Source organism: Bacillus sp. FSL K6-0138 (assembly GCF_037982765.1).
Lineage (GTDB): Bacteria > Bacillota > Bacilli > Bacillales > Bacillaceae > Bacillus > Bacillus glycinifermentans.
Genome location: NZ_CP150286.1, coordinates 1,314,332 through 1,327,250, shown reverse-complemented (window position 1 = coordinate 1,327,250; position 12,919 = coordinate 1,314,332). Strand labels below are relative to the sequence as shown.

Here is a 12,919-nt window from a genome sequence, read left to right as displayed (position 1 = left end):
GCGGGTGCCAAGCACCTGCCTATTTTTGGTTATATCGAAATTTTAACTTCTGCATTCATGCCGGGAAGCACGTTCGAAGAAGATAGAGATCTTAACCTGCACTTCCTCAGTCACTTTTGTATAGTTTCCGCTCGTATTCTCCGGCAACATTGAAAATGCAGAGTTTGTCGCTTTGGCGATGTCCTTCACTTCCCCTTCGAATGTTGTGTCCTGATCACCGTCAACGGTAATATTCACTTTATCCCCTTTTTCAATTTCGTGCAGTTCGGTTTCTTTAATGTTTGCAATAATATACAGATGGTCCATGTCGGCGGTTTGGCCGATGACCTCCCCCGCCTGAACGGATTGATGATTGACGGCGTTGTTTTTAATCAGTTTTCCCTCTGAAAGAGAATCGACGGGAACCGGCTGTTGACCATCGAATACTTCCCCCAAATTTTGACCGCGGGATACATCGTCTCCTTCTTTAGCTTTCCAGCCTTTTAGCGTTCCGGATGCCGGAGCCGTCACATTCGTCATATCAGCATATACTGTTGCTTCATCTGTCGTCACGTAGTTGTGATTTTGATAGTAATAATACCCGCCTCCTGCAAGAAGCGCCAAAATGATGATCACTCCAATCATATTGGTGATGATGAAACGTCCTTTGCTCATTCTAACCCATCTCCTTATGTTGATGTATGTTTGGATCAGGAAGATGAAGCCGTTTCTTTTTTTGAACGAGCGATCTTCCTTTTCCTGTAGCCGCTTTTCCAATTGAAGCAGCCAGCATGATCACGCCAAGCCAGAGCAAAATCGTAAAAAGGTCGTGATAGGCACCGAGGGCGGACGCTTTTTTTGCGTTTGCCGCTACGGTATAAGCCGCCGTATGTTTCGCCTCTCCTAACGGAAGTCCGCTATTCATAAAGCGGTGGATCAATTTGGATAATTCCAGTTGAATTTCGGATCGGCCCCGCTGACTTGATCCCTGATCGTTTCATAATGGACGGCGTTTTTCATTGATGCAAACCAGCCGAGCACAGGCGCTGCCGCCGCGCCGGCGAAATTCCGAATGAAATGAAGCGAGACCGAACGGTTTGAGGCTTTATGAATATCGCCTGCAAGCGCCGTTCCCAAAGCTCCTGATACCAATACCATGCTGACGCCGCCTCCAAGGCAAGCCGCATGAATATACAGGGTATGCATCGAAACTTCCGGTTCGACCGTTCTCCATGAGAGGCCGACCGCAATCATCGCAAGCGAGCCGATACAGCCGAGCACCCCGGCGCCAAGCCTGTCATAAAGCAATGTGCTGAATACGGCAGTTGTCAAAATGCCGATGAAAAACCAAATATAAAACCATGAGAGGTATGCAAATGAAACATCGGCAATGTTTTGCAGAAAACCGTTGATTCCGGCCAGGGCGACGATCAGTGCAATATGGGAGGCTACTGCCATGATCGTTCCCGAAACCGATTTCGCAGACCATAATGAATGAAATGGCACCAAAGGAAACTCTGCGCGCCAATCGGTTATAAAAAACAGGATGAGTAAAATGAATGCACCAATAAAGAAAGGCCATACATAAACAGATGAAAAGCCTTCTTCCTGCAGGTGAATGAGCGGAAACGCCAGCACCGACATCAGAAGGGTCAGCAAAAATACACCGGTCTTATCAATCGGCTGCTTTTCGCGCTGATCCGGTTTTTGTTTCGGCAGCGTCCAAAACCCGACAGCCAGACAAAGAACCGGAAATATAATATTGATCACATATACCCATCGCCATGCATCATAACTCAGCGATAAAGAGCCGAAAAAAGCACCGACAGCAGATGAACCGAACAAGCCGCTGATCACAAAAAATAAAAACAGATTTCTGATCTTGTTCGGGAATGAAACCAATTTAACAGGCAAAATCGTCAAAAATAACATTCCCGCGCTTAAGCCTTGAATCGTCCTTCCAGCCATAAGGGAAATTAATCCGGTTGAGAAAACATCAATAAGCGAACCGCATAAAAAAACGAAGACAAAGGTCAGATAGATGGACCTGGTCCCGTACCTTTTTGAAAAAACGCGTCCAAGCGGCACCCCGAGGGCAAAAGCGAGATTTGACAAAATCGAAGGCATCAGCATATCGCGGGACGTCAAATGAAGTCCGTTTTGTATGACGATTTGGTTCAAGGTGTATGAAAGATTGAGAAAGTATTGCGGTCCGATCGAACATATCGTTAATACCGTTATAATTAAATATTTCGGAATGCTGTTTTTAGCATCCCGTTCAGCAGCATCGGAATGATTCATATCCGTTTCCTCCTTTCGCTGCAATATATTTCATGATGCAAGTTGTATAATACAAGTTAATTATACTCTCTTTCTCACATAAATCAATCTTTAAATCAGCAAAAAGACTGCTGACTTTTGGATCAGCAGTCTTTCTTTATTTGCTCCATTTTTTGAAATCCCGGTTCAGCCGGGTTAAATTGGCCTCCAGAACGGTAAGCTCTTCGTCCGGCCATTCTTGGAGAACCTCGGCATACACATCGTAGCGGGCCTTTTGCACCTTATGCAGCTTATCAATTCCTTCCTGAGTCATCTCCACAAGGCTGATCCGGCCGTTTTGCGGATCTGGAAAACGCCTGATCAGTTTTTTCCGCTCAAGGGCCGAAACTTGCCGGCTTGCAGTCGAAAGATTCAGCATCAGCTTGTCGGCCAATGTATTGATCGCAAGAGGACTTTCGCTCTCAAGTTCGCTCAAAAGCAGGTATTCTGAACGATCCATTCCGAACCGCGGACTGTAGGCCGTGGTCAAGCGTACCAGAAGCGCGATTTCCTTCTCGATGTTTCGGAGTGAGTCACGACTCAAAGGAGATCCCCCCTGTCATTAAAAGTTTGCCGTTTAGCGGTTTCCTTTCGTTTTTCGGGCAAGCTCCCGGTTTCTTAATTCAAAGCGTTTAATTTTCGCCGAAGGGGTTTTAGGAAGCTGGTCGATGAATTCGATTTCCCGCGGGTATTTGTACGGAGCCGTTAATGCCTTGACATGGTTTTGCAGCTCTTTTACCAGGCTTTCGTCTCCGGAGCAATCCTTTAATACAACGTACGCTTTGACGATGGCTCCTCTGATTTCATCAGGACTTGCGACAACGGCGCATTCTTTTACACGCGAGTGTTTGATCAGCGCATCTTCGACTTCAAAAGGGCCGATCGTATAGCCGGAACTGATGATAATATCATCGTTTCGGCTTTCAAACCAAAAATAGCCTTCTTCGTCTTTCCTCGCTTTATCGCCGGTGATGAAGTAATCCCCTCTTCTTTGAAGAAGCGTCCGCTCAGGGTCATTATAATATTCTTTGAAAAGGGCCGGCGTACTGATATGGACGGCGATATCCCCCGTTTCGCCGGGTTCGCAGATGTCCCCGTCTTCATTTATAATTTCGACGATGTTGCCCGGGGTTGGCTTACCCATGCTGCCCGGTTTGACCTTCATTCCCTTCAGGACGCCGACGAGCAAAGTGTTTTCCGTTTGTCCATAGCCGTCCCGCACTTCAACGTTTACATGCTTTTTAAACGCGTCGATGACTTCCCGGTTTAAAGGTTCGCCCGCCGAAACGGCACTGTGGATAGAAGAAAGATCCCAGCCTGACAGATTATTGACCTTTGCCATAAATCGGTACTCTGTCGGCGTACAGCAAAGCACATTGATCCGATAACGTTCCATTAACGACAAATATGTCTCTGGATCGAATTTTCCGTGGTAGACAAATCCTGTCGCTCCGCTTCCCAGCACAGCCAAAAACGGGCTCCACAGCCATTTTTGCCAACCTGGGCCGGCCGTTGCCCAAACGAGGTCATCTTCTTTGATATCAAGCCAGGCGGAAGCCGTCGTTCTTAAATGGGCATACGCCCAGCCGTGTGTGTGAACAACGCCTTTTGGCTGGCCCGTCGTTCCGGATGTATATGATAAAAACGCGATATCGTCGCGGCTCGTATCTGCCGCTTGAAAGGATGCTCCGTCCCTCGTTTCCATCTCTTTTAGAAGATCCGGCCATCCAGCTTCATTTTCCCCGACAGAGAAAGTATTCAGCTTTTCCTTGGACTGAACTCCCTCTAAAGAATTAATAAACGAAGAATAAATAATGGCGCCTTTCACACCGGCATGCCCGATTCTGTAGTCCAAGTCTTTTGCACGAAGCATCTCAGAACAAGGAATGACAACCATTCCCGCTTTTAGAATCGCCATATATACGGCATAGGTTTCCAAAACGCGCGGCATCATTACGATCAGCTTATCGCCTTTTTGCAAACCGGAGTCGGCGAGAACGCTGGCTATCCTGTTTGTTTTATCGATCAGCGTCCGATATGTCCAGGAAGCTGTCCTACCTGATTCATCTTCCCAGATTAAAGCCGTCTTATTTGGAAAAGCATTGAATTTTTCAATCTCATCAACCGCATTATACCTCTCTGGAGCAATCAAATCTTCTCTTTTCAACGATTTCCTCTCCTCACATTTGCCATCATTTCATTATAAACAATATTGTGTATTTTCTAAAATGATTTGTCCCATGAAAATACAGTATGTTCGGCAGATATAAAGAGTGTGTACTGCTGACATGTTCTTTTCGCACAATAAAAGAGTGGGGAAAAAACCCCACTCATTATCCATTACTTGTTTAATTTTTAAGTTACTGAGGTGTGCCTCCGCCCATTTGTTGCTGAGCGAAAGAAACTAAACGTTTAGTGATTTCTCCTCCAACTGAACCGTTTGCACGAGAAGTAGTTTCCGCTCCAAGGTTAACACCGAATTCAGAAGCGATTTCGAATTTCATTTGGTCGATAGCTTGAGCAGCTCCTGGAACCAATAGTTGGTTAGAATTGCTTTGTCTGTTGTTTTGAGCCATGTGTTCTCACCTCCTTGTGAGTATAGATTGTGTAGAAACACATGACTTCATGCAAAGAATGTTTGGTAATTGTATGCAAAACAGACGATATCGACCTTAAGGAATGTGCCTTTAAAATAAGTCGGCGAACTTCTCTTTCGCCTCCGTTTTGCCGCTTAAAACGATCGTTTCCGTTTTTTCTACCGCTTCCTGGATGAGAGGCTCGAAGTCTGTATAGCTTTCAAAGTGCTCGATTTTTTCTTTTTTAGGCCGCGTTTTCGGCGCTGACGGAGTAAAGATCGTGCAGCAGTCTTCGTAAGGCCTGATGCTGATGTCGTATGTGCCGAGCTCTTTCGCCTTTTCGATGATTTCGGTTTTGTCCATTCCGATCAGCGGGCGCAAAACCGGCGTATTCGTCACCGCATTGATCGCATACATGCTTTCAAGCGTTTGGCTTGCCACCTGTCCGAGGCTTTCTCCCGTAAAAATGGCGAGGCCGTTGTTTTGTTCGCGTATTTTGTCTGCGATCTGCAGCATCAGCCTTCGGGTTGCCGTCATCGAATAGTTTTCGGGAATTTGCTTTTGAATGTGCTCCTGCGTTTTTGTGAACGGCACGATGTGAAGTTTGATGTCCCCGCCGAACGCCGTCAGCTTTTCGGTAAGGTCGATCACCTTTTGCTTGGCGCGCTCGCTCGTGTACGGCGGACTGAAAAAGTGAATAGCCTCAATTTCAAGGCCGCGCTTCAGCGCATAAAATCCGGCGACAGGGCTGTCAATGCCGCCCGAGATCATCAGCATCGCTTTTCCTCCGCTGCCCACGGGAAGCCCCCCCGCTCCTTTTTCATCGCGGAACGTCAAATAAGTCGCATCTTCCCTGATCTCGATCCGCAAGTGAATGTCAGGCGAGTGAACGTCAACGGTCAGGCCTTCAGTATTCCGCAAAATATGTCCGCCGATTTCGGCATTCATTTCATTGGTGTTTAATTCAAACTGTTTATACGCTCTTTTTGTTGATACTTTGAACGTGTCACCGGCCTTGTATTGCTCTTCTATGGATGCAAGGGCCGTCTCTTTAATGCTCTCCAAGTCTGTCGGACATTTGACGGCGAGGCTGAACGATTGAATGCCGAAAACGTTTTTTAAGCGGGCGGTTACGGCTTCGGCATCCTCGCCGTTTAATGTGAGCGTCATTCTGTCCCTTGTTGCTTCATAACGGATGTTTCTGAAATCTCGCAAAACCATTTTGATGTTTCTTTTCAGACGATCGACAAAAAGGCGTCTGTTTTTTCCTTTTGTTGAAATTTCGCCAAAGCGGATTAACATGTAGTCATATTTCATTTTTTCTCTACCTCATAATTCCTTTTAGTTTGTGTACACTTTCTGTCAGAGCTGTCATAAACGGCTCGACAACCCCTTTGTTTCCCCGGTATGTTAAGCTGATTCTGATGCTGCTTTCGGCCGCCTGCTCCCCTTTTCCCATAGCCATCAGCACCTTGCTCGGCTTATGCTGCTTTGATGAACATGCGGATGTCGTCGATACAAAAATACCCCGTTCCTCGAGCATATGCAAGAGGACTTCAGCTTTAATTCCCGGAACGGAAAAGTTGATGATGTGCGGTGCGCTCGCATCTTCAGGCGTATTTAACATCACGCCTTCCAAACCTTTAAGCTGTTTGATGAAATCCGCTTTTGCCGCTTTCATCTCCTCTATATAATCGAAGTAATCCTTTGCTGATAAGTTGATTGCTTTTGCGAGCGCTACCGCGCCGGCTGTGTTTTCTGTCCCGGCCCTTCTGCTGTTTTGCTGTTCGCCCCCTGAAATTAACGGAAAAAGGGTCATTCCTTCTTTTAGTATGAGAGCTCCGGTCCCTTTTAAGCCGTGGAATTTATGGCCGGATATTGTGCAAAGGTCGATCTTTGCACTGGCGATGTCCAGCGGAACCTTGTGAATCCCTTGAACAAAATCGACGTGAAAGAACGCCCGGCTCGTCCTTTTAACGATGTTCCCAATGTCCCCGACAGGCTGAATGACGCCTGTTTCATTGTTAACATGCATAATGCTGACAAGAATCGTATCTTTCGTGATCGCTTTTTCGAGCTCTTCAAGCGACACGCGTCCCTGACCGTCGACGGGAAGATACGTAATGTCAAAACCGAACGCGGTTTTCAGCTGTTCCAAAGATTCGGAAACAGAAGGATGTTCAATGGAAGAAGTGATAATATGCTTTCCTTTTTGGCCGTGTGCAAGCGCAATGCCTTTCAGCGCCATATTATTGGCTTCTGAAGCGCCTGACGTAAAAACGACGTCATAATTGTTGACAGACAAAGCCGATTTGATTTGTTTTCTTGCTTCAGCCAATAATTGATCGGCTTCCACGCCGTGGTGATGCAGCGAGGATGGATTGCCGAAGAAACGCCGGCTGACTTGTTCATACGTTTGCAACACTTCACGATAAGGTTGAGTTGTCGAACTGTTATCAAGATAAATCATAATCTTCTCCTTTGGAATTGAACGTTCTTTTTCATGACTGTATATGTTATCATATCAACCCGAAATTGAAAATTAAAATAAATGTTTGACTTATCTGATTTTTAAAATATAATAGTTTATGGACTTTTGTCATATTATATCGCAAAAATAATTGACAGAAAATTTTAACAATAACAGGAGGTCTTTTTAATGAAAACTGCCCTATCCGCTAAGGAAACGTTAGCGATCGGTTTGATGCTGTTCGCTCTCTTTTTCGGAGCGGGAAACATGATATTTCCTCCCCTGCTCGGCCAAGCTGCGGGAGAAAACGTATGGCCGGCCATCATCGGTTTTTTGCTGACAGGCGTCGGCCTGCCGCTTCTCGGCGTGATTGCCGTAGCCCTTACCGGCAGTGCAAAAGGGCTGGCGGATAAAGCTCACCCCGTCTTTGGCACCATTTTAATTGTCTGCATTTACTTGACGATCGGACCGCTGTTTGCGATTCCAAGAACGGGAACCGTTTCGTACGTCATTGCCGTTGAACCGTTTTTAGGCAGCCATTCATCAGGGATTTACCTTTTTATTTTTACCCTGATTTTCTTTGGTATCACTTTTTTCCTGGCTTTAAATCCGAGCAAGCTTGTTGACCGCATCGGCAAAATTTTAACACCGATCTTATTGGCAGTCATCGCTATACTCGTAATCAAAGCAATCGTTACGCCGATGGGCAGCATTGGTCCTGTTACGGAAGCATATAAGTCCGCTCCGATCTTCACCGGATTTTTAGAGGGCTATAAAACAATGGACGCCATTGCGTCGATCGTCTTCGCCATCGTCGTTATTTCAGCAGTAAAAGAGCGCGGCGTGACAAATCCAAAATCAATCGCGGCCTCCTGTATCAAAGCCGGGGTTGTGGCTGCAGTTGGACTTGCGCTGGTGTATGTATCACTTGCTTATCTTGGAGCGACAAGCGTTGAGACGGTCGGATCACTCGATAACGGAGGAGCCGTCTTATCTAAGGCTTCCACCTTTTTGTTCGGCTCATTTGGTAATGTCGTCCTCGGGGTTGCCATTTTGTTCGCCTGCCTGACAACGAGCGTCGGACTTGTCTCTTCGTGCGGAGAATATTTTTCAAAGCTGATTCCGGGTCTTTCCTACAAAACCGTTGTAATCATTGTCTCGCTGTTCAGCCTGGTGATCGCGAATTTCGGATTGAATGAAATCATCTCGCTTTCAGTGCCGATTCTTTCAGCGCTTTATCCGCTTGCGATCGTCGTTGTATTCCTTTCGTTTATCGACAAACTGTTTAACGAACGGCGCGAAGTGTATATCGGAGCGCTTTTCGCAACAGGCATTTTCAGCATTATCGACGGCTTGAATGCCGCGAGCATTCCATTAGGAGCGCTAAACAAATTTTTAGGCGCGCACATTCCATTATTCAGCGTCGGAATCGGCTGGCTCATCCCGGCCATTATCGGCGCAGCGATCGGTTACATTTTGACTTTCTTTATCCCTGTTAGTCCGGACCGTTTAAAGAAAGTCAGCTGAAATGATAAGCCCCCCTTCCAAAAAGAAGGGGGGCTTTTTGTGCCTTTTGTGAAAACAAAAGCCGGAATCGTTTTAAACAATGCCGGCTTTTAGCTTTCGGGCTGATCGGCCTGCGATTTCAGGCGATTCACAGAACCCGGAGAGGCTTTTTCCACCGCTCTTGCGGCAATCTCAAACGCTTCATCGTAATCGTATGAATAAAAGCGCCTTTCCGCTTCTTTCAGCTGCTCTGAAAGCATATGGTTCTGGCTTCTGAAGCGATTGCCGTACTGAATGATGCGTTCGGTCATCAACACTTTTTCAACAAGATCCTCCGTCTGCTCTTGCACGTCAGTGACAAGTTTTTCGGCTTCTTTCAGCCGCTCATTGACGGCATCCATGTTTAACGGCAGTACATCAAGCTGTTCATTCACTCTCAAAACGACGGAGCGGGACGCTTGAATCTGTTCCGTCAATGACTGGGGAATGCCCGGAACATTGCTTTTTTCCAGACGTCTTGCCGTATCTTTGACGGTGTGCTTCAACTGTTCAAGAAGCTCTCTTGCCTGAAGCTCTTCCTTTCGCAGCAATTGGAGCATTTCCCTGTATTCATCGTGCTCTTTTTGAGCCGTTTCGATCTGCTTTTCGATGTCCAGCAGCTCTTCCTTTAAGAGGGAGTAAGCGACATGCTTCTGATCAAGCCTTTCCTTCACCTGCTCAAACTGCTTGTTGATCGTTTCAAGCCGCTTTTCGTATGACTGCTGCTTTTCCAGCTCACCCGTCGTCAGCTTGTAGCTTTCTTTTACGAGCTCTGTTTCGGCTTTTGTTTCTTCTTTGCTGGATTCAAGCTTTTCAAGCGTGACAGCCAGCTCCGGCATTTTTCCTAATACGAGCTGTCCAGCTTCGACCTCATGCTCCAAATCGCTATACAGCGTCTGTATCGTCTCATCGATCATTTGTACGATCTGTGATGCTTCTTCAAGATTGAGGTCTGCCATGAGCGCTGCTTCGGCGCGCTTCAGTTCCTTCATAAGGTTTTCCAGTTCTTTGTCGATCTGAATGTGATCAAGCTTGTAGCCTTTGTCGATCATTTCCTGGTAGCCCGCCCTCAGTTTCTGCAGCTCCTGCGGTACGGTCTGCTTGCAGCTGGCAAGCAGCTTCGGCACATCGTCTATGTGTGATTGAAGCTCTTCAAGCAAGCGGTCCTGAGCAAGCAGCACCTTTCTTGCCTCTATGTAGTTTCCGCCTTCGGTTTCGGCCTCGAATCGCTTGATCCCTTCCCATACCTCGTCAAGATCGGCTTCGATTTTCGGGTAAAGGTCACCGTACAAATGGCTGTACGCCAAAAGGTTTTTGCGCACCTTTGTATACCGTTCTTTCACATCTTCAATTTCCTTGCGGTTTTGCTCTTCGCTTGAAACGAGGTCGGCGATTTCCTTTAAAATGTCCTCTATATTGGACTCGGCCGCAGATATTAGGTTTTCGATGTGGGCAAGCACCTGCTTTGACTTTTGAAAGCGGTATTTATCGGCGCAGTCCTCCGCTTCGAACAACAGCTCTTCGACCTTCGGCATGTGCGATGTGACGATTTCATCCCATTCTTTGCGCCATCTTTCAAAGAATTCTTCGGTCTGTCCCGTCATTTTCAAATGCTTGATTTTCGACATTTCCTCCACGATCGAACGGTTGAGGATTTCGATTTTCCATGCTTCTAAACGGTCGATTTCTTTATATATATTTTTTCTGAATAAGTAGCCTGCAGCGAATAAAATCAAAAAAGCCGCTAATAAGCCTATGACAAACTCCATAATGAGCCCCCTTGCTGTTTAACTTGTTCTGTCAGGGTTATGATATTTTGAAAAATTGTTATGTAAAAAAGAAGTAAAGCTATCGTTTTCATTGTTCTTATGATACCATGTAACCAACATTTTTTGAGCAGAATTTTTAATTTTTTTACATCAAAGTGACAACATCTGACTATTTTTTTACGGGGTGACATTATGCTGAAACGAGACGCTCATGTCCACTCTCCTTTTTGCCCTCACGGATCAAAGGATGAATTCAGACAATATATAGAAGAATTATGCAAAAAAGGATTTCATTCCGTTACCTTTACAGAGCATGCCCCCCTGCCGCCTTCTTTCGTTGACCCGACACCCGAGAAGGACAGCGCCATGCCGATGGCGTCACTGGAGCGCTATTTGAAAAGCCTTGCGGCGCTGAAAAAAGAATATGAAGGGCAAATCGATATTTTAATCGGTCTTGAAGTCGACTATATCCGCGCCTTTGAACGCGAAATCCAGTCATTTCTTGATGATTTCGGCCCGGTTCTTGACGACGGCATCCTGTCGGTTCACTTTTTGCCGGCGGGTGAGTCGCATATCTGCCTTGATTATGATGAAGCCGCGTTTCAACAACTGATCAGGCATTATGGAACGATCGAAGAGGTGTATCTCGCATACTATCAGGAAATCTTTTCTTCTATTGTATCATCGCTCGGCGTCTTTAAGCCAAAACGAATCGGTCATATTACATTGGTTAAAAAATTTGTAAAACTTTTTCCATATACCATGTCAGAAAAGGTCCGCCAATTGGCGTCCTCATGTCTGACAGAAGCGGCAGCACGCGGGCTTGAACTCGACTTCAATACGTCAGGCCTCCGCAAACCCCATGCCGGGGACATTTATTTGGAGGAGTGGATGATCGAAGAAGCCAAACAAAAAAACATCCCGCTTGTTTATGGGTCTGATGCCCATCAAGCAAAGGATGCCGGGTTTGGCTATAAGCGTTTTGAACAAATCGCTAAATAGCGGCAATCTGTTCCTGTTTCCTGTCAAACAAGCTGATGATCCATGTTTTGACCTCTTGATAATACGCCCTGTAAAAGTAAGGTTCGTGGGGCTGCAAATACAGCACCTCAGAAATATACTGAGGCTGCAAATAGGGCATCGTCAAAAGCGATTTCAACTGGATCATAAAATGCGAAAGGGGAAAATGAGAAAATTCTCTGTTCTCTTTTCCTTTTTCAATGATCAAATGGAGAATGTATTTTTCTTTTGTTAAATATGTCGACATCACTTCACGAATCAGCGTCGAATCGATCGTTACCTCGCGATAGACGAATCGAGTTAATTGACGGTGTTCATGCTGATACGATAGAATATCAAAAATCAGCTGAAGAAGGCATTCCTTTGCAGTTGTGTCGCGAAGGCGCTCGTATCCTTGTTCAAGGATTCTCAAATATCCTTCATAAAAACGGGATACCAAATGTTCCATTAATCCGCCTTTTCCATTAAAGTAGTAAGAGATGTGGGCCACATTGACATTCGCTGCTTTTGCAATTTCACGGACGGATGTTCCCGAAAACCCTTTTTGGTTGAACAGCTGCACGGCAGATTCGATAATTCTGTCCTTTGTGGTAAAAAATGAGTTTGATCCCATCTTGTTCACCCCTTCTTACAAAAACAATTCCACGCACTCGGAGTTGTTCCTGTAAAAAGTGCTCGACAAATCACATCACGCGAAGCCGCGATTTTGCATTTTCAAATAAAAAGTGAGGGAAATAACATGTTTCATGTCGAAAAAACAGAAGGCAGCAAAGAAAAAAAATACGAGCTCCTGCTTAAACAAGCGGATGCACTGACAGAAGGAGAGCCTGATATGATTGCGAATTTGGCCAACGCCTCAAGCCTCCTTTACCATTCGCTTGAGGACGTCAACTGGGCAGGCTTTTATTTTGCAAAAGACGGAGAGCTCGTGTTAGGACCGTTTCAAGGGCTTCCGGCCTGCGTCAGGATTCCGTTCGGAAAAGGCGTCTGCGGTACGGCATACGCCAACAAACAGGTCGAACGCGTGGAGGATGTCAATGCATTCCCGGGTCATATCGCGTGTGATGCTGCTTCACAATCCGAAATCGTGATTCCGCTTGAAGCAGACGGCGAAGTGATCGGCGTGCTTGACATCGACAGCCCGATTACAAACCGCTTCGACGAAATAGATGAATTATATTTGAAAAAGTTCGCCGAAAAGCTCGGGGAGCGCATCAGTAAAAAGAGCCGGTAATCCCGGC

Annotated in this window: 12 protein-coding genes and 1 pseudogene; 3 read left to right on the top strand and 10 right to left on the bottom strand. The window is 46.1% G+C overall.

What is annotated here, in order from left to right; all coding sequences use genetic code 11:
- Positions 1-29 precede the first annotated feature (29 nt).
- From MHB78_RS07280 to MHB78_RS07245, 8 genes and pseudogenes are all read right to left on the bottom strand, one after another.
- Positions 30-654, bottom strand: a pseudogene (locus tag MHB78_RS07280) (HlyD family efflux transporter periplasmic adaptor subunit).
- Position 655: 1 nt separating this feature from the next.
- Positions 656-919, bottom strand: coding sequence for a hypothetical protein (locus MHB78_RS07275; protein ID WP_340033796.1), 264 nt, complete (start codon positions 917-919; stop codon positions 656-658).
- Complete coding sequence (locus MHB78_RS07270; RefSeq protein ID WP_340033794.1) at positions 916-2,280, bottom strand: MFS transporter; 1,365 nt, start codon at positions 2,278-2,280, stop codon at positions 916-918. Before MHB78_RS07270 ends, MHB78_RS07275 begins: the two co-directional genes overlap by 4 nt.
- A gap of 136 nt (positions 2,281-2,416) precedes the next feature.
- Positions 2,417-2,842: a MarR family transcriptional regulator gene (locus tag MHB78_RS07265; RefSeq protein WP_046130830.1), complete on the bottom strand. Its 426-nt coding sequence runs from the start codon at positions 2,840-2,842 to the stop codon at positions 2,417-2,419.
- Positions 2,843-2,875: 33 nt separating this feature from the next.
- Positions 2,876-4,465: an acyl--CoA ligase gene (locus tag MHB78_RS07260; RefSeq protein ID WP_046130829.1), complete on the bottom strand. Its 1,590-nt coding sequence runs from the start codon at positions 4,463-4,465 to the stop codon at positions 2,876-2,878.
- 193 nt (positions 4,466-4,658) lie between these two features.
- On the bottom strand, positions 4,659-4,874 hold the full coding sequence (locus tag MHB78_RS07255; protein WP_006638006.1) for an alpha/beta-type small acid-soluble spore protein: 216 nt from the start codon (positions 4,872-4,874) through the stop codon (positions 4,659-4,661).
- Positions 4,875-4,985: 111 nt separating this feature from the next.
- Positions 4,986-6,191: a tRNA uracil 4-sulfurtransferase ThiI gene (gene thiI / locus MHB78_RS07250; protein WP_046130828.1), complete on the bottom strand. Its 1,206-nt coding sequence runs from the start codon at positions 6,189-6,191 to the stop codon at positions 4,986-4,988.
- 7 nt (positions 6,192-6,198) lie between these two features.
- Positions 6,199-7,344 (bottom strand): cysteine desulfurase family protein, encoded by a 1,146-nt coding sequence (locus MHB78_RS07245; RefSeq protein WP_046130827.1) that lies wholly within the window; start codon positions 7,342-7,344, stop codon positions 6,199-6,201.
- 189 nt (positions 7,345-7,533) lie between these two features.
- On the opposite strand from MHB78_RS07245, the gene brnQ reads away from it, so the two are divergent.
- On the top strand, positions 7,534-8,871 hold the full coding sequence (brnQ, locus tag MHB78_RS07240) for a branched-chain amino acid transport system II carrier protein (protein WP_046130826.1): 1,338 nt from the start codon (positions 7,534-7,536) through the stop codon (positions 8,869-8,871).
- An 89-nt stretch (positions 8,872-8,960) separates the two neighbouring features.
- On the opposite strand, the gene ezrA is transcribed toward brnQ, so the two are convergent.
- Positions 8,961-10,658 (bottom strand): septation ring formation regulator EzrA, encoded by a 1,698-nt coding sequence (gene ezrA, locus MHB78_RS07235; protein WP_046130825.1) that lies wholly within the window; start codon positions 10,656-10,658, stop codon positions 8,961-8,963.
- A gap of 192 nt (positions 10,659-10,850) precedes the next feature.
- Here ezrA and hisJ point away from each other — a divergent pair, with 192 nt between their 5' ends.
- Positions 10,851-11,660, top strand: a complete 810-nt coding sequence (gene hisJ / locus MHB78_RS07230) for a histidinol-phosphatase HisJ (protein ID WP_046130823.1) — start codon at positions 10,851-10,853, stop codon at positions 11,658-11,660.
- Here the strand turns inward: hisJ and refZ are convergent.
- Entirely contained in the window at positions 11,653-12,291 is a 639-nt protein-coding gene (refZ, locus tag MHB78_RS07225) for a forespore capture DNA-binding protein RefZ (RefSeq protein WP_046130822.1), read from the bottom strand. The genes hisJ and refZ overlap by 8 nt on opposite strands.
- 126 nt (positions 12,292-12,417) lie before the next feature.
- Here refZ and MHB78_RS07220 point away from each other — a divergent pair, with 126 nt between their 5' ends.
- Entirely contained in the window at positions 12,418-12,912 is a 495-nt protein-coding gene (locus MHB78_RS07220; RefSeq protein ID WP_046130821.1) for a GAF domain-containing protein, read from the top strand.
- The last annotated feature ends 7 nt before the right edge of the window (positions 12,913-12,919 follow it).